Source organism: Streptomyces millisiae, assembly GCF_031845425.1.
In the GTDB taxonomy this organism is placed as follows: domain Bacteria; phylum Actinomycetota; class Actinomycetes; order Streptomycetales; family Streptomycetaceae; genus Streptomyces; species Streptomyces millisiae.
In genome coordinates, this window is the sequence record NZ_JAVREM010000017.1 from 92,887 (window position 1) to 109,226 (window position 16,340).

The window sequence follows — 16,340 nt, forward strand, 5'->3', positions numbered from 1 at the left end:
CGGCACATCAAGGAGGTCCGTTGCGGACTGGGGTGGGAAGCACTCCGCTGGGGCGCCTAGGGGTTGTTGGGATTTCACCCCCTGTAGTCGAATTCTCTTTGACGCCGACCGCCGGGGCCGCCGGGGCACCGGCGTGAATCCGTCGACGACACAGGAGGTGGAGGCAGCCGTGGTCACACGTGTGTGGGACTACCTGGCGGAATACGAGGAGGAGCGAGAGGACATCCTCGACGCCGTCGACCGGGTCTTCAGCTCCGGGCAGCTCGTGCTCGGCTCGAGCGTGCGCGGCTTCGAGGAGGAGTTCGCCGCCTACCACGGCAGGCGGCACGCGGTCGGGGTCGACAACGGCACGAACGCGCTGAAGCTGGCCCTGCAGGCGCTGGGCGTGGGTCCTGGCGACGAGGTCGTCACGGTGTCCAACACCGCCGCGCCCACGGTGGTCGCGATCGACTCGGTCGGCGCCACCCCGGTCTTCGTCGACGTGCACGCCGAGAACTACCTGATGGACGTCGAGCAGGTGGCGGCGGCCATCACCCCGCGGACCCGCTGCCTGCTCCCGGTGCACCTGTACGGGCAGTGCGTCGACATGGAGCCGCTGCGGGCACTGGCGGAGCGGCACGGACTGACCGTGCTGGAGGACTGCGCGCAGGCGCACGGGGCCCGTCAGCACGGGCGCGTCGCGGGCAGCATGGGCGACGCCGCCGCGTTCTCCTTCTACCCCACCAAGGTGCTCGGGGCGTACGGCGACGGTGGCGCCGTCATCACCTCCGACGACCAGGTGGAGCGCAACCTGCGCCGACTGCGGTACTACGGCATGGAGGAGCGCTACTACGTCGTCAGCACCCCCGGCCACAACAGCCGCCTGGACGAGGTGCACGCGGAGATCCTGCGCCGCAAGCTGACCAGGCTCGACGAGTACACGCGGGGCCGGCGGGCGGTCGCCGGCCGCTACGAGGAGGCGCTCGGCGACACCGACCTGGTGCTGCCGAGGACGGTGCCGGGCAACGAGCACGTCTACTACGTCTACGTGGTCAGGCACCCGAAGCGCGACGCGATCATCGAGGCCCTGAAGACCTACGACATCATGCTGAACATCAGCTACCCGTGGCCCGTCCACACCATGGACGGTTTCCGGCACCTGGGGTACGAGAAGGGGTCGCTTCCGGTGACCGAGGCATTGGCCTCCGAGATCTTTTCGCTGCCCATGTACCCCTCGCTTTCCGAGGAACTCCAGGACAAGGTCGTCAGCGCTCTGCGCGAGGTCCTCAGAACCCTCTGAGCCGCTTTTCCCATCCCCCGAGGAACGATTGCGGTGCCCCTGGGCACCGCAATCGTTCCTCTTCCCTTTTCCGGCGACCGCGCCTCCCTTATTCCTCGCCGGCGAATAGGGGTTGGCCACCGTGCGGGTCGTCAGTACGCTGCCGACCATGACGAATTGCCGTATCTGCGGCGGCAACGTCCGAGAATTCTTCGACTTCGGACGACAGCCGGTTTCCGACGCTTTCATCGACCCCAGCGGTGGCGAGACGGAGTTCTTCTACCAACTCGCCGTCGGCTACTGCACGGCGTGCGCCATGGTCCAGCAGCTGAAGGAAGTGTCCCGGGACCGCATGTTTCCCGCGGACTACCCTTACCGCTCGTCGGGATCGGCCGTGATGCGGGAGCACTTCGCCGCGACGGCGGACCGTTTCCTGGCCACCGAACTCGCCGGCGACGACCCGTTCTACGTCGAGATCGGCTGCAACGACGGGATCCTGCTCGGCGCCATCAGCCGGGCCGGGGTGCGGCACCTCGGGGTCGACCCCGCCGAGGGCGCCGTCGAGGTGGCCAGGGCGCACGGCTGCCGGGTGCGCGACGGCTTCTTCGAGGCGGCGACCGGGGTCGGGATCCGGGCGGCCGAGGGGCCGGCCCAGCTGATCTTCTCCGCCAACACCATCAGCCACATCGGGTACATCGACTCGATCTTCGCCGGCGCCGACGCCCTGCTGGCCCCGGGCGGCGTCTTCGTGTTCGAGGACCGCTACGTCGGCGACATCATCGAGAACACCTACTTCGACCAGGTCTACGACGAGCACTTCTACCTGTTCGGGGTCCGCTCGGTGCGGAACATGGCGCGGCGCTTCGGCTTCGACCTGGTCGACGTCGAGCACCTGCCGGTGCACGGCGGCGCCATGCGGTACACGACGGCGCGGGCGGGCGAGCGCGTCCCCACCGACGCGGTGGGTGACTGGCTGGCCGTGGAGGAGAAGGGGCTCACCGAGCTGTCGGTCTACGAGGAGTTCGGCGCCCGTGTCGAGACCAACTCCCGGGCGCTGGTCGAACTGCTCACCTCGCTGCGCGCCGAGGGCCGGAGCGTCGTCGGCTACGGGGCCACGTCCAAGAGCGCCACGGTCACCAACTACTGCGGGATAGGCCCCGAGCTGATCCCGTTCATCTGCGACTCGACGCCGGAGAAGCAGGGCCGGCTGACCCCCGGGTCCCGCATCCCGATCCTCCCGCCCGCGGCGTTCTCCGACCCCTACCCCGACTACGCGGTGCTGTTCGCCTGGAACCACGCCGCGGAGATCATGGCGAAGGAGCGGGCGTTCCGGGAGGCCGACGGCCGCTGGATCCTCTACGTGCCGGACGTCCACATCGTCTGACGAGGCGACGCCGAGCGAGGAGCATTCCATGACGGACCTATCGGCTCCCCCCGTCGGCCAACCGGCCGCCGGGAGCCCCTTCATCGCGACGAAGATCGCGGAGTCCGTGTACGCGCGGGACAGCACGCTCACCGGCCTGGACGAGTTCCACCGGTGGTTCGGCGACGTCGCCCGCCGGTCGCCCTGCGAGGTGCGGCCCATCCCGCTGGACGACCTCGTCGGCTGGCACAGCGACCCGGTGACCGGCGACCTCGTCCACGACAGCGGCCGCTTCTTCCGGGTCGAGGGCCTCGACGTGCACATCCCGGACCACCCGGTGCCGCGCTGGAACCAGCCGATCATCAACCAGTCGGAGATCGGCATCCTGGGGATCCTCGTCAAGGAGTTCGACGGCGTGCTCCACTGCCTGATGCAGGCGAAGGTGGAGCCGGGCAACGTCAACGGGTTCCAGCTCTCGCCCACCGTGCAGGCGACCCGCAGCAACTACACCCGGGTGCACCGGGGCCGGGCGGTGCCCTATCTGGAGTACTTCCTCGGGCAGGGCCGGGGCCGGCTGATCACGGACGTGCGCCAGTCGGAGCAGGGGTCGTGGTTCTACCGCAAGCGCAACCGGAACATGGTCGTGTGGGTGGAGGAGGACGTCGAGCTGCTCGACGGCTTCCGCTGGCTCACGCTGGGCCAGGTGCACCAACTGCTGGGCGAGGACGACCTGGTGAACATGGACGCCCGCACGGTGCTGTCCTGCCTGCCCTTCTCGGGCGCCGCCCCCCTGACGCCACTGGCGGCCGGCGACGAGGGCTTCCACCCCGCGCTGGCCCGCTCCTGCGGCGGGGCCGGCGGCAGCCGCCACACGGTCGACGACATCCTGAGGTGGATCACCGAGGTGCGGAGCCGTTCCGAGGTGACCACCGCGCGGCTGCCGCTCAACCGCCTCGACCGCTGGCACCGCACCGAGTACGCCGTCACCCACGAGACCGGGCGCTTCTTCGACCTCGTCGCCGTGGACGTCCTGGCCGGCGGACGCGAGGTCAAGCACTGGTCCCAGCCGATGATCAAACCGTGCGACACCGGGGTGGTCGCCTTCCTGGTGAAGCGGATCGACGGGGTGCTGCACGCGCTCGTGCACGCCCTGGTCGAGCCCGGCTACCTGGACGTGGCCGAGCTGTCCCCCACCGTGCAGTGCACCCCGGTGAACTTCGACCACCTGCCGGCGGAGGCCCGGCCGATGTTCCTGGACGAGGTGCTGAACGCGCCGCCGGAGCGGATCCGTTACGACGTCGTCCTCTCCGAGGAGGGCGGGCGCTTCTTCCACGCGCGGAACCGGTACATGATCGTGGAGGCGGAGCAGGAGACCGAGCCCGGCCATCCCGACTTCCGCTGGATGACCGTCCACCAGTTGGTCGAGCTGCTGCGGCACAGCCACTACGTCAACATCCAGGCCCGCAGCCTGGTCGCCTGCCTGCACAGTCTGTCCGGGCAGCCGTCCGCCGCCTGAGTCCACCACGCCCAGGAAGGGTCCGCTCCCATGTCGCGTTGTCGGGTATGCAGTGCAGCGGTTCGTGAGTTCCTCGACTTCGGACGGCAACCGCTGTCCTCGGCGTTCCGCTCCCCCGGCGAGACGGCGGAGGAGTTCCGGTTCCGCCTCGCCGTGGGGATCTGCGAGTCCTGCACGATGGTCCAGCTGCTCGAGGAGGTCCCGCAGGCCCGCAGGGCCCACCAGGGCTACCCCTACCACTCGTCGGGGTCGGTCGTGATGCGGGAGCACTTCGAGCGGACGGCGCGCCGCCTCCTGTCCACCGAACTGTCCGGCGGCGACCCGCTCTTCGTCGAGATCGGCTGCAACGACGGAGTGGTGCTCGGCACCGTGGCGGCGGCCGGCGTGCGGCAGTTGGCGTTCGAGCCGTCGGGAGAGGCCGCGGGCCGGGTCCACCGGGCCTTCTTCGACGCCGCGTCGGCGCGCGAGGTGCGGGCGGCTGAGGGGCCGGCGGACGTGGTCTACGCCGCCAACACCCTGTGCGACGTCGCGGACATCGCGGCCGTGCTCCAGGGCGCCGAGGTGCTGCTGGCGCCGGACGGGGTGCTGGTCTTCGAGGACCCCTACCTCGGCGAGATCATCGAGCGGACCAGCTTCGACCAGATCTACGACGAGCACTTCTACTACTTCACGGCCCGCTCGGTCCTCGCCATGGCGCGGCGCTCCGGCTTCGACCTGGTGGACGTCGAGCACCTGCCGGTGCACGGCGGCCAGATCCGCTACACCCTCGCCCGCGCCGGCCGGCGCCCGCCGACGGCCGCGGTGGCGGAGCTCCTCGCGGAGGAGGAGGCCAGGCGGCTGACGGCGCCCGAGACCCTGGACGGGTTCGCCGCCACCGTCGGGACCATCAGGACCGACCTGGTGAAGCTGCTCGGCCGGCTGACCGAGGAGGGGCACCGCCTCGTCGGCTACGGGGCGACGGCGAAGAGTTCGACGGTGCTCAACTACTGCGGGATAGGCCCCGAGCTGGTGCCCGTGGTGTGCGACTCGACCCCGTCGAAGCAGGGCCGGCTCACGCCGGGGGCGGGCATCCCGGTGGTCCCGCCCCAGGCGTTCTCCGCGCCCTACCCCGACTACGCGGTGCTGTTCGCCTGGAACCACGCCGAGGAGATCATGGCGAAGGAGCGGGCGTTTCGGGAGGCCGGCGGTCGCTGGATCCTCTACGTGCCGGACGTCCACATCGTCTGAGGGGCGGTCGCCGGCTCAGTCGGGCAGCCAACTGCCGTGCAGCCCGAGCGGGATCCGGCGCGGCAGGTGGACGCGGGCCAGCGGTTCCGCGGTGAAGTCCTGGGCGGCCAGCACCACGAGGTCGGCGGCGCCGCGGTCCGGGTCGTGGACGTACGCCAGGACGTACCCGTCGTCCTCCGCGGTGGCGGACTCGGCCGGCACGAAGACGGCCTCGCCCACGGCGGCGTCCGACGCGAAGCGGTGGATCTCGCGGGAGCCCCGCGCCAGGTCGTGCTTGATCAGCGCGTTGTCGAACGCGCCGTCCGGCACCGGCCCGTCGAGCGGCACATAGGCGCGGAACATGGCCGCGGTGGCGGCCAGGTAGCCGTAGCGGTGGCGCCGGGAGACGACCGAGTCGCTCACCCGGGGGAAGTCCTGCGGGTGGTCGTCGAGCCCCTCCTCGCGCACCGTGCCCGCCGCCGGGTCGACGGTCCAGCGGACCAGGGCGCCGTAGCGGTCGGCGGTCAGCCTCCCGATGTCGAAGCGCTCCGGGAAGGTGACGAGTTCGACGACGACGCGCGGCCCGTCGTCGTAGGCGTTCAGCGTGTGGGAGGCGAAGCAGGGGCTCACCTCGAACCACCGGACGCCCCCGCCGGCCCGCGGCAGCAGGCCGACCCGGGTGGGTCGCCGGTCGTCCCAGGCGAACGGGACGGCGGCGCCCGCCCGCTGGGCCTCCGGGCGGAAGGTGATCGGCGAGTCGTAGACGACGACGTACCGCTCGGTCAGCGCCAGGTCGTGCACCATGACGCTGCCGCCCATCTCGACGTCCTGGACGTGCGTCAGCTCACCGGCCGCGTCCAGCACGGTGTGCCGGACGTGGTCGAGGCCCACCACGTACGAGACGCCGTGCAGTTCCCCGGTGCGCGGATCGCCCTTGGTGTGGGCGGGGATCGTGAAACCCGGCCCGGACGCGCCGAGCGAGCAGGGACCGATGCTGTCCAACTCGTAGGAGAGCTCCTGCGGTGCCGCGCCCCCCTCGGTGAGGGTGAGGACGCGGCCGCCGTGCCCGATCACGTGCGTGTTGCAGGAGAAGTCGGCGCCCACCCGGGGCCTGATGCCGAGCTCCGGCTCCCCGAGACGTCTGCGGACCTCGTCCGAGCGGACCCAGCGGTTGCGGTACCACTCGGCCCGGCCGTCCCGCAGCCTGACCCCGTGCACCATCCCCTCGCTCCGCATCCAGTGGTGCGCCGCGGCGTCCTCGACGCCGAGCGCGTTGGGGCCGATCCGGAGGTAGCGGCCGCGGAGTTCGGCGGGCAGCCGCCCGGTCACGGGGAGGTCGAAGGCGGTGACCTCCTCCGTCACCGGGGCGAGCGCGGGGTCGAGGCGCACGGTGTCTCCTCTCCCCCGGCTCAGGCGAAGCGCCGGCGGAAGAGCCGGGCGGAGAGCGGAACGGCCACCAGGGTGATGCCGCCCCACCACAGCAGCGCCAGCCACAGCGAGTTCCCCACGGGCTGGTCGAGGAAGAGCGCGCGCAGCGTGTCGATGACGTGGGTGACCGGCTGGTGCGCCACGAAGGCGCGGAGCCCGGGCGAGATCGTCTCGGTCGGCGCGAACAGGTTGCTCGCGTAGGGCAGGAACGTGATGATCAGCGCCAGGCCGCTGGCGCCCGCGGTGCTCTTGGCGACCTGTCCCAGCAGGGCCGAGATCCAGGCGACGGCGGTGGCGAACAGCAGCAGGACCAGCACGGCGCCCAGCCACTGCAGCGCGTTCGCCGACGGCCGGAACCCGACCAGGAACCCGATGCCGATCAGCACGGCGAGACCGATGACGGCACGGAGCACGGCGGCCACGACATGGCCGATGATGACCGCCACGGACAGCACCGACATGGACCGGAACCGGTCGACGAAGCCCTCCTGCATGTCCAGGAAGACCCCGGTCGTGGTGGACACCGCGATGAGGGTGACGCCGATGGTGAGGACGCCCGGCATCAGGAAGTTCACATAGCTGCCCGTGCCCACGTCGACCGCCCCGCCCAGCATGTAGCGGAACAGCAGCAGCATCACGGTGGGGATCATCACCGAGGTGACGATCTCGTCCGGCTGGCGCAGGATGTGGTTGACGTAGCGTCCGGTCAGCACCCGGGCGTCGTTGATCGCCCAGGAGAGCCTGGACCCACCGGGCCGGGGAGCGTGCGCCGCGCCCTGAGACATGACCGTCACTTCTGTCCCGCCCTTTCCGATGCGCGCTCGGCGCGGCCCTTGGCATTCTCGGTGAGTTCCATGAACACGTCGTCCAGGGAGGGTTTCACGAGCGCGAGCGAGCCCATTCTGGCCCCGCTCCGCTCGATTTCGCCGAGTTTTCCGACCAGGTACGCGACATCGTCCACCGCGATGCTGGCCTTCATCTCGTCGGCGTTCCAGCCGACCCGCTCCTCGCCGACGAAGCCGCGCGCGGCCGAGAAGTCCTCCGGGGTCGGAAACGCGATTTCCATGCGCTCGCTGCCGACCCGGGCCTTGAGCTCCTCCGGGGTGCCCTGGGCGATGATCCGGCCCTGGTCGAGCACCGCCACCCGGTCGGCCAGCTGGTCCGCCTCCTCCAGGTACTGGGTGGTGAGGAAGACGGTGGACCCGCTCGCCACCAGGCTCTTGATGGCGTCCCACATGCCGAGGCGGCTGCGCGGGTCGAGGCCGACGGTCGGCTCGTCGAGGAAGAGCACCGGTGGCGCGGTGATCAGACTGATGGCCAGGTCGAGCCGGCGCCGCATGCCGCCGGAGTACGTGCTCACGGGCCGGTCGGCGGCCTCCGTCAGCTCGAACCGCTCCAGCAGCTCGTCGGCGCGGCCGCGGGCCCCGGCGGTGCCGAGGCGCTGCAACCGCCCGAGCATCACCAGGTTCTCCCGGCCGGTGTGCACGTAGTCCAGCGCCATGAACTGGTTGACGAGGCCGATGGACCGGCGCACGTCGTCCGCCTGCCGGGCCACGTCGTGGCCGTGCACCCGGGCCGTCCCCGAGGTGGCGGGGATCAGCGTGGTCAGGATTCTCACCAGCGTGGTCTTGCCCGCGCCGTTCGGACCGAGGAGCGCGACCATGCTGCCGCGCTCCACCGTGAGATCGATACCATTGAGCACCTTCACATCCCCGTAGACCTTACGAAGATCCTCGACCTCAATGGCATGACTATCGTCCACGTGCGCCTCCAAGCCTCGCCGGACAACAACTGAGTATATGCCGCACACTGCGTGTGTATAAGATACACACGGTGCCCGGAAGACGTCAACGAACAGGCGGAGCTATGGCGACCACACGCGGTTCCAACGAGAAGTCAGGCAGCAGCCTCGATCTCCTGTGGGGCGATCGCACCAAACCGCAGCGGAGCGCCAGGCCCGGCCTGAGCGCCGAGCGGATCGTGGCCGCCGCGATAGAGCTCGCCGACGCCGAGGGCCTGGATGCCCTGTCGATGCAGCGCGTGGCCAACATGCTCGACTTCACGACCATGTCGATCTACCGCTACTTCCCGGGCAAGAGCCAGCTCATCGACGTGATGATGGACACCGCCGCCGGCTCGCCGCCCGACCTGCCGGAGGCGGCCGGCTGGCGGGAGCGCGTCGAGCTGTGGATGGCGGCCCTGTGGGACCGCTACCAGCAGCACCCCTGGATGCTCCAGGTCCAGGTGAGCGGCCCGCCCGTCGGCCCCAACCAGCTCGCCTGGCTCGAGGCGGCGCTCCGCTCGCTGCGGGACACCGGCCTGACCCACAACGAGATGCTCTCCGTCAGCCTCTTCCTCAACGGCGCCGTCACCGGCCTCGCCCGGCTCACCTCCGACGTCGCGCACGCCGCCGCCGCCATCGGGGTCGACCAGCGGGACATGAACTCGGAGTACGTCCAGACCCTGGAGCGCGTGCTGGACTCCGAGCGCTTCCCGACGCTCTCCGCCATCGTCGCCGCCGGCGCCTTCCAGCCCGGCGACGCCCCCGACAGCGACACCCGCGGCTTCAGCTTCGCGCTGCGCCGGCTGCTCGACGGCATCGAGGGCTACCTGGAGGAGCGCGCGGATCAGCACCGGTGACGCCGGGTCAGCGCCTCGGCCTCCCGCACCACCGCGCCGGGGCTCGGCGTGGCCAGCAGCTCGTCCCTGACCCGCCGGGCCTCGGAGCGGAAGGACGGCTCCTCGACGAGCCGCCGCAGACCGTCCCGCAGGGCGTCCGCGGTCACCTCGTCCGGATCGAGGAACAGCCCGGCGCCGCGCGCCGCGATGCGCCTCCCCAGGTCGGCCTCGTCCCACCAGGGCGCGGGCACGGTCAGGTTCGGCACCCCGTGCGCCAGGACGTTGCCGACCGTGCCGAACCCGCCGTGGTGGATGATCGCCGCGCAGCTCGGCAGCAGCTCGTTCAACGGGACGAACTCCACGGCACGCACGTTCTCCGGCAGCTCGGGCAGCGCGGCGAGCCGGTCCGCGCTCAGGGTCGCGACGAGCTCGATGTCGAGCCCGGCCAGGGTGACGAGCAGTTCGTGGAGGGACACCTCGGCCGCCGTGCCCCCCGTCACGGAGACCTTGTCGCCGCCCAGCAGTTCACGCCCCGACATGCCGAGCGACAGGCAGACCCGCGGCCGGGAGGGCTGCTCCAGCGGCCAGTCCGGCACCGTGGTGGGACCGTTGTACGGCACGTAGCGCACCGGCGTCCTGGGCACGTCGAGGGGGAGCTGCATCCATGACGGGGTCGGGTCGATGGTCCACTGCCCGGTCATCATCTCGGTCGCCCGCTCCGACTCGTGGACCAGGCCGTACCGCGACAGCCGCCCGGCGAGCCAGTCCGCCACCGGGTCGTCGCGCCGCTCGGGCGGCTGCTCGGCCAGCAGCCTCCGGTAGGTGGCCCACATCCGGGAGGTGTAGTCGAGGCCGAACAGCATCCTGGCGTGAGCCGCCCCGCAGGCCCGCGCCGCGACCGGGCCCACCAGCGTGAGCGCGTCCCAGACCACCAGGTCGGGGCGCCAGCCCCGGGCGACGTCCACCAGGTCGTCGAGCATCGGCTGGCCGGCCATGTGCTCGTACTCCATGGAGCAGCCGATGGTGAAGGTGCCCAGGACGTAGTCCCAGGTGAGCTTCTCCGCGCGGGTCTCGGTGACCCCGCTCAGCCGCTGCCAGGTCGCGCCGCCCCCCGCCCCACCGCCCGACCCCCGGTCGGCGAAGGAGTTCGACAGGTTCAGCTCGTCGCCGACCGGCACCCCGACGAGGCCGGCGCGGGTCACGGCGTCCATCAGGTCCGGCTGGCTGGCGACCCGCACCTCGTGCCCCGCGGCCCGGAAGGCCCAGGCCATCGGCACCAGGTTGTAGAAGTGGGGCTTGGCGGCGAAGACGGTGAACAGGACGCGCATCCGGGTCTCCGTTGGGCGGCACCGGAGCGCCCGCGGTGGGGCCGGCTCATCGCCCGGTCCCGTGCTCGGCGGTCAGCGCCTCGATGGCGGGTACGAGGTCATGGGGGCTGGGCACGGCGAGCAGCTCCTCGCGCACCCGGGCGGCCCCCTCGGCGAAGGCCGGTTCGTGCAGCAGTCTGGCGAGCCCGTCCCTGAGGGAGTCGGGACCGAGCGCGGCGGGCTCGACGACGAGGCCCGCGCCGCGTTCCGCGATGTGCCGACCGAGGTCGGCCTCGTCCCACCAGGGGGCGGGCACGGTCAGGTTCGGCACCCCGTGCGTCAGGACGTTCACGACCGTGCCGAAGCCGCCGTGGTGCACGACGGCGGCGCAGGTGGGGAGCAGGTCGTTCAACGGGACGAACTCCACGGCGCGCACCCGGTCGGGGAGCGTCGGCACCGAGGCCAGCTGCGCCGCGCTCAGGGTCGCCACGAGTTCGACGTCCAGGTCCGCGAGACCGGCGAGCATCCACTCCACCGGGATGGTGTCGCCGCCCATCAGGTCGCGGCCCGACATGCCGAGCGAGAGGGCGACCCGCGGCCGGGTCCGCGGCTCGTGGATCCATTCGGGCACCGCGGCCGGGCCGTTGTAGGGGACCTGACGCACCGGCACGTACCGCAGGCCGAGCGGGAACTGCATCCCGGGCGGCGTGGGGTCGATCGACCACTGCCCCGTCATCAGCTCCAGCGCGTCGGGCTCGGCGAAGCCCAGGCCGTAGCGGTCGAGTCGGCCGCGCAGCCAGTCGGACACCGGGTCGTCCCACAGCTCGGGCGGCTGCCGGCGCAGCAGTTCCCGGTAGCGCAGGTAGCCGCGCGACACGTAGTCGAGGCCGAACAGCATCCTGGCGTGGGCCGCCCCGCAGGCCCGGGCCGCGATCGCGCCGGCGAAGGTCAGCGCGTCCCAGACCACCAGGTCGGGACGCCAGTCCCGGGCGAGCTCCACGAGTTCGTCCAGCATCGCGCCACCCGCGAAGAACTCGTACTGCACGGAGCAGCCGACGGTGAAGGCGCCGAGCAGCCGCTCCCAGTCCGCGTCCCGCTCGTCGGCCCAGACCAGGTCGCCGCTCATGCCCTGGAAGGTCTGCGCGGTCGGCCCTCCCGAGCCGCCTCCCGAGCCGCCGCCCATCCGCAGCTCGTCGCCGACCGGCACCCCGGTGAGGCCGGCGCGGGTCACGGCGTCCATCAGGTCGGGCTGGCTGGCGACCAGGACCTCATGGCCGGCCGAGCGCAGGGCCCAGGCCATCGGCACCAGGTTGAACAGATGTGTCTTGGCCGCGAAGACCGTGAGGAGTACGCGCATGGAGTCCTGGGCTCAGTCCGTGATCTCGGGGGCGTAGAACGTCTCCAGCGGCATCGGCCCGACGTACCTGCGGCAGGTGCAGGGCCGCATCTCGTATCCCACCGCGCCGTACACCTTGTCGAACTTCACCGCGGTCTTGACCAGGCCGTGGCAGTCCTGGCTCTCGCGGTCGTGGTAGGCGAGCCCGTGGCCGCAGGTGCAGAGCGGCTCCACCTGTTCCGGCCGCTCACCGGCGCGCCGACGGGTGCCGAACCGGCCGGCGAGGAAGCCGGACACGGCGATTCCGGCGCCCACGAGAAGCGAAAGGGGGTCCACGGCACTCTCCTCGCGTTCGGATCCAGATCGCCGTTGCGTCCGCCCCAGGAGCGTACGAGCGCGCACCACACGGATTAACCCCTAGCTTCCCCTAACCCATTCCAGGGGACGACAGGGGTTTACCGGGTCTCTCTTCCCCCACGATCGTTCTTCTCCGCGGGCCCTCTCGGGACAGAATCCGAAAGGGAGAATTCCCGCTGCCCACTTGTCGCAGAAAAAGGGAGAGAGAATGCGAATCAGCACGAGGCTACGCCCGCTCGCCGGCGCGGCGACCGTGGCCGTCGCGGCCCTGACGCTGGCCGTCTCCGGCACGTCACCGGCCTTGGCCGCGGCCCCGGCGGTCACCGTCACGCCGGCGACGAATCTGACGGACGGGGCCGACATCACGGTGTCCGTGTCGGGTTTCGGCGCCGGTGAGCAGATATACGCGGCCCAGTGCGCCGAGATCTCGGCCGGCGATGTCGTCTGTAATCTGCCGGACGCGCTGAACCTGGTGGCCGACGCCTCGGGAAACGCCTCTGGGGAGACCTGGGCGCGCAGGAGCTTCGAGGGCACCGCGCCGAGCGGCGAGTCGGTCACGGTGGACTGCACGACGGTTTCCGGCGGCTGTTTCTTCGGGGCGGGTTCGCCGGAGAACCCCGGCACGTCGACCCCGATCTCGTTCCAGTGACGCGGTAGCTCCCCCCGGGGCCGTGCCCGACCTGTGCCTGGTCGCCCCCATGGACCAGGCGCAGGCCGCCCGCCGGAGCCAACCGGGTGTCCGTCCTTCGGGGTGTCTCGCGCGACACGGTCGGGTGCCGTCCGCACGTGGCGGCAGCGGGTGATAAAGGGATCCGCCGCCCGCGCGGGGTGATGTTCGTCACGCGCCGTTACGTGTTCTTCATGCCGGAGGCGGTGACTCGGCCACCTGTGCGGGATACGGTGCGGAGTCATGAGCCTGATCCCCCGTCCCGTGGCACGGCGGATTCGGCCTGCCCTGGTCCTGAACGCCGCGCTCGCCACCTCGCTGCTCGCCGTCACGGTGGCCGGCGACTCAGCCGTGGATGCCGCCGACGCGGTGCTCGGCGGCGCGGACCAGCCGGCGCAGGGCGCGCTGGACGCGGCCGACGTGGCGCCCCCCGCCGGCCGCGCCACCTCGGGCACCGGGCCGAACGCGATGGCGCCGGGCGACCCGGACACCGTGCTCGCCGAGTCGCTCGCCCCCCTGTTGCGCGACGAGCGGGTGCGGATATCCGTCACGGTGCTCGCCGAGGACACCGGGCTCACCGCCGCCTTCGGCAACGGGCGGTTCGACACCGCGAGCATCGTGAAGGTGGACATCCTGGCCGCGCTGCTGCTCCGGGCCCAGGACGAGGGGCGTGAGCTGACGGCCGCCGAGCGCGCCCAGGCCGCCGTGATGATCCAGCACAGCGACAACGACGCGGCCGACGAGCTGTGGCGCTCCATAGGCGGCCGGCAGGGGCTTGACGCGGCCAACGAGCGGCTCGGGCTCGTCGAGACCGACGGCGGCACCCTGGGGCACTGGGGGCTGACCCAGACCACCAGCGCGGACCAGCTGGCCCTGCTGCGCGCCGTGTACGGCACCGACTCCCCGCTCACCGCCGAGTCGCGCGGCTATCTGCGGGAGCTGATGGGCGCGGTGACGCCCGAGCAGCGGTGGGGCATATCGGCGGCCGCCGACGGGGACTTCGAGCTCAAGAACGGTTGGCTGCCGCGTTCCAGGACGGACCTGTGGGACGTCAACAGCATCGGCCGGATAACCGTCGAAGGCCGGTCCTACCTGGTGGCGGTGGTCTCGGACGGGCACGCCGGCTTCGAGGAGGGCGTGCGCCTGGTCGAGGACGCCGCCCGGGCGGCGGTGGCCGCCGTCACGACGGATCAGGAGGCCAACTGGAGCGCGAGCCGAACGCTGGGCCCGATCGCCTGAGCCGGTCCCCGAGCAGCGCCCGCGCCCGCCCGGCCACGCCGCCGAGCGCGCCCGCCACGCCGAGCAGGATGACGCCGAGGGCGCCGGCGGTGGGAGCGAGCCAGGCGGTGCCGCCCGAGCCGTCGCGGACCTCGCGCGGACCCGGGCCGAAGTACTCCTCGTCGTAGGGTCCCGCGGCGGGCGCGAGTTGGCGCCCGGTGAGCTCGGCCCCCGCCCGGATGGCCGCCGCCGCGTCGACGACACCGGCGCCGACCGCGTCGTTCCGCCCGCCCTCGGGCGGCTGCTGGGCGGTCTCGGTGAGCACGCGCCGCACCTGGGCCGGGGTGAGCTCCGGGTTGGCGGCCAGCATCAGCGCGACCGTGCCGGAGACGAAGGCGGCCGCGGCCGAGGTGCCCCAGCCCGCGTAGTAACGGCCGTCCGGGTCGGCCACTATGACGTCCTTGCCGGGGGCGCTGAGCGTGGCGTACCAGCGGCGGGTGGAGAACTCGGCGGGTCCGCCGGTGCGGTCCACGGCGGCGACGGCGATGACGCCCGGGTAGCCGGCCGGGTAGGAGACCGGGTCGCCGCGCTCCCCGCCGTTGCCGGCTGAGGCGATGACCACGGCGCCCCTGGCCAGCGCGTAGCGGACGGCGGCGTCCTCCTCGGGGTCGGGGTGCGCGGACTCGCTGTCGTCGCCGAGCGAGAGGTTGATGACGTCGGCGCCCTCGTCGGCGGCCCAGCGGATGCCCTCGGCGACCGCGCCGGCGCGCGCCTCCCTGGCCTCGTCGCGGGCCGGGTCGTCGTCCTCGAGCAGCACCCGCACGGGCAGGATCTCGGCCTGCGGGGCGACGCCGACGACGCCGCTCCCCCGGCCCGCGCCATGGCCGCGGCCGGCGATGATGCCGGCCATGGCGGTGCCGTGGGCGGCCCAGGTCGGGTCGCCCGGCTCGGCCCCCATCCCGACGAGGTCGCGTCCCTGGCGCACGGCCCCGGCGAGGTCGGGGTGGCCGGCGTCGACGCCGGTGTCCAGGACGGCGACGGTGATCCCGTCGCCGCGGGTGAACTCCCACGCCTCGCTGGCGTTGATGGCGTCCAGGGCCCACTGCTGCTGGTCGCGGATGGAGTCGGCGTGGGCGGTGGGCGCGGCCCCGGGCAGCAGCTGGGTGGCGACCAGGGCGCCGAGCGTGAGGGCGAGCGCCGGCAACCGGCGGGGGAACGTCATCGCGCCTCCTGGGTCCTGGTCTCGGCGGCCCGGTTGAGGCCCGTCTCGATCCGGTCGGCGATGCCCTGGGCGTCGTGGCCGAGGCCGGCGAGGGCGATGGTGGAGTCCTGGCCTTCGGCGGCGGCCTCGGCCGCCGGTTCCGGCTCCTCGATCTCGCGGCCGTCGGCGAAGCCCGTCACGGTGTAGAGGACGACGGGCAGTTCGGTGAGGACGCGCAGCGACCAGGAGGCGCGCTGGGCGTCGCCGAAGTCCTCGGCCGCGGTGCCGGGGGCCGCGTAGGGCTTGGGCAACAGGTCGGCGCGGTCGGCGAGTTCCTGGTCGGCGAAGCGGCGGCTGAGGGTGCTCGTTCCGTCCGGGTCGGCCTCCGTGAAGAGCAGGCCCACGGTGGTGACGGTGGTCTCGGTCTCGTCGGTGTACGTGGCGCGCACCAGGCGGTGGCAGCCGGCGCTCGCCAACACCTCGGCGAGCAGTGGGTCGAGGGCCTGGGCGCAGGTGCTGTCGGGGGCGACGGCCACGCGTATCCAGCGGCGGTCGGCGCCGCCGGGGCCCGCGCCCGCGCCGTCGATCTCGGGCGGGAAGAGCTCGTCCACGGGGCGGTCGCGCCAGAGTTCGCGGGCCTCCTCGAAGACGGTGCCGGCCGCGCCTTCGCCGCCGGTGAGCCAGGCGCCGGCGGCCGCGCCGCCGAGCAGGCCGGTGCCCAGCACCAGGCAGGCGACCGCGGCGACGACGCGGTGTGAGGCGCGGCGGGCGATGATGCCGCGCAGGTCGAGGGTGACCGGGGAGTCGCTGACGGGCCGCCGGGGCGCGGGCGGCGCCTGGGGTGCGGGCGGGGCGGCCGGGGGC

General features: G+C 72.3%; 15 protein-coding genes. 7 read left to right on the forward strand and 8 right to left on the reverse strand.

The window, feature by feature from the left end; all coding sequences use genetic code 11:
- Positions 1-169 precede the first annotated feature (169 nt).
- The 4 genes from RNC47_RS15780 (at position 170) to RNC47_RS15795 (ending at position 5,364) form a co-directional block, all read left to right on the forward strand.
- Positions 170-1,279, forward strand: a complete 1,110-nt coding sequence (locus RNC47_RS15780) for a DegT/DnrJ/EryC1/StrS family aminotransferase (protein ID WP_311599292.1) — start codon at positions 170-172, stop codon at positions 1,277-1,279.
- 148 nt (positions 1,280-1,427) lie between these two features.
- Entirely contained in the window at positions 1,428-2,642 is a 1,215-nt protein-coding gene (locus tag RNC47_RS15785) for a class I SAM-dependent methyltransferase (protein WP_311599294.1), read from the forward strand.
- 28 nt (positions 2,643-2,670) lie between these two features.
- On the forward strand, positions 2,671-4,137 hold the full coding sequence (locus RNC47_RS15790) for an NDP-hexose 2,3-dehydratase family protein (RefSeq protein WP_311599296.1): 1,467 nt from the start codon (positions 2,671-2,673) through the stop codon (positions 4,135-4,137).
- A 30-nt stretch (positions 4,138-4,167) separates the two neighbouring features.
- Positions 4,168-5,364 carry a class I SAM-dependent methyltransferase gene (locus tag RNC47_RS15795; RefSeq protein ID WP_311599299.1) on the forward strand — a complete coding sequence of 399 codons (1,197 nt, stop codon included), beginning with the start codon at positions 4,168-4,170 and terminating at the stop codon, positions 5,362-5,364.
- A 15-nt stretch (positions 5,365-5,379) separates the two neighbouring features.
- Here RNC47_RS15795 and RNC47_RS15800 read toward each other — a convergent pair whose 3' ends face one another.
- Genes RNC47_RS15800 through RNC47_RS15810 form a run of 3 tightly spaced genes read right to left on the reverse strand, consistent with a single transcriptional unit; the run spans position 5,380 to position 8,545 of the window.
- Complete coding sequence (locus RNC47_RS15800) at positions 5,380-6,732, reverse strand: carotenoid oxygenase family protein (RefSeq protein WP_311599301.1); 1,353 nt, start codon at positions 6,730-6,732, stop codon at positions 5,380-5,382.
- Between the two features lie 20 nt (positions 6,733-6,752).
- Positions 6,753-7,556, reverse strand: a complete 804-nt coding sequence (locus RNC47_RS15805; RefSeq protein WP_311599303.1) for an ABC transporter permease — start codon at positions 7,554-7,556, stop codon at positions 6,753-6,755.
- A gap of 5 nt (positions 7,557-7,561) precedes the next feature.
- A complete protein-coding gene (locus RNC47_RS15810; RefSeq protein WP_311599304.1) occupies positions 7,562-8,545 on the reverse strand; it encodes an ATP-binding cassette domain-containing protein in 984 nt (327 codons plus the stop codon).
- A 92-nt stretch (positions 8,546-8,637) separates the two neighbouring features.
- Between RNC47_RS15810 and RNC47_RS15815 the strand changes: the two genes are divergently transcribed.
- Entirely contained in the window at positions 8,638-9,411 is a 774-nt protein-coding gene (locus tag RNC47_RS15815) for a TetR/AcrR family transcriptional regulator (protein WP_311599305.1), read from the forward strand.
- Here RNC47_RS15815 and RNC47_RS15820 read toward each other — a convergent pair.
- The 3 genes from RNC47_RS15820 to RNC47_RS15830 are packed head-to-tail and all read right to left on the reverse strand — an operon-like array spanning position 9,399 to position 12,369.
- Complete coding sequence (locus RNC47_RS15820; RefSeq protein WP_311599307.1) at positions 9,399-10,718, reverse strand: activator-dependent family glycosyltransferase; 1,320 nt, start codon at positions 10,716-10,718, stop codon at positions 9,399-9,401. The two genes, RNC47_RS15815 and RNC47_RS15820, sit on opposite strands and share 13 nt — an antisense overlap.
- Positions 10,719-10,764: 46 nt before the next feature.
- Positions 10,765-12,054 (reverse strand): activator-dependent family glycosyltransferase, encoded by a 1,290-nt coding sequence (locus RNC47_RS15825; protein WP_311599308.1) that lies wholly within the window; start codon positions 12,052-12,054, stop codon positions 10,765-10,767.
- Between the two features lie 12 nt (positions 12,055-12,066).
- Positions 12,067-12,369: a hypothetical protein gene (locus RNC47_RS15830; protein WP_311599310.1), complete on the reverse strand. Its 303-nt coding sequence runs from the start codon at positions 12,367-12,369 to the stop codon at positions 12,067-12,069.
- Positions 12,370-12,598: 229 nt separating this feature from the next.
- Between RNC47_RS15830 and RNC47_RS15835 the strand changes: the two genes are divergently transcribed.
- Positions 12,599-13,039: an enediyne antibiotic chromoprotein gene (locus tag RNC47_RS15835; protein ID WP_311599312.1), complete on the forward strand. Its 441-nt coding sequence runs from the start codon at positions 12,599-12,601 to the stop codon at positions 13,037-13,039.
- Between the two features lie 261 nt (positions 13,040-13,300).
- A complete protein-coding gene (locus RNC47_RS15840; RefSeq protein ID WP_311599314.1) occupies positions 13,301-14,296 on the forward strand; it encodes a serine hydrolase in 996 nt (331 codons plus the stop codon).
- Here the strand turns inward: RNC47_RS15840 and mycP are convergent.
- Both mycP and RNC47_RS15850 read right to left on the reverse strand, forming a co-directional pair.
- Entirely contained in the window at positions 14,238-15,497 is a 1,260-nt protein-coding gene (gene mycP / locus RNC47_RS15845; protein WP_311599315.1) for a type VII secretion-associated serine protease mycosin, read from the reverse strand. The two genes, RNC47_RS15840 and mycP, sit on opposite strands and share 59 nt — an antisense overlap.
- Positions 15,494-16,340 (reverse strand): hypothetical protein (locus tag RNC47_RS15850; RefSeq protein WP_311599316.1); only part of this gene is annotated, 847 nt, incomplete at its 5' end. The genes RNC47_RS15850 and mycP, both read right to left, overlap by 4 nt.

Bases quoted from the DNA above. Each gene is read 5' to 3' on its own strand.
- RNC47_RS15785 (WP_311599294.1), top strand. From the start codon at position 1,428: ATGACGAATTGCCGTATCTGCGGCGGCAACGTCCGAGAATTCTTCGAC.
- RNC47_RS15790 (WP_311599296.1), top strand. From the start codon at position 2,671: ATGACGGACCTATCGGCTCCCCCCGTCGGCCAACCGGCCGCCGGGAGC.
- RNC47_RS15795 (WP_311599299.1), top strand. From the start codon at position 4,168: ATGTCGCGTTGTCGGGTATGCAGTGCAGCGGTTCGTGAGTTCCTCGAC.
- RNC47_RS15805 (WP_311599303.1), bottom strand. From the start codon at position 7,556: ATGTCTCAGGGCGCGGCGCACGCTCCCCGGCCCGGTGGGTCCAGGCTC.
- RNC47_RS15815 (WP_311599305.1), top strand. From the start codon at position 8,638: ATGGCGACCACACGCGGTTCCAACGAGAAGTCAGGCAGCAGCCTCGAT.
- RNC47_RS15820 (WP_311599307.1), bottom strand. From the start codon at position 10,718: ATGCGCGTCCTGTTCACCGTCTTCGCCGCCAAGCCCCACTTCTACAAC.
- RNC47_RS15825 (WP_311599308.1), bottom strand. From the start codon at position 12,054: ATGCGCGTACTCCTCACGGTCTTCGCGGCCAAGACACATCTGTTCAAC.
- RNC47_RS15835 (WP_311599312.1), top strand. From the start codon at position 12,599: ATGCGAATCAGCACGAGGCTACGCCCGCTCGCCGGCGCGGCGACCGTG.
- RNC47_RS15840 (WP_311599314.1), top strand. From the start codon at position 13,301: ATGAGCCTGATCCCCCGTCCCGTGGCACGGCGGATTCGGCCTGCCCTG.
- mycP (WP_311599315.1), bottom strand. From the start codon at position 15,497: ATGACGTTCCCCCGCCGGTTGCCGGCGCTCGCCCTCACGCTCGGCGCC.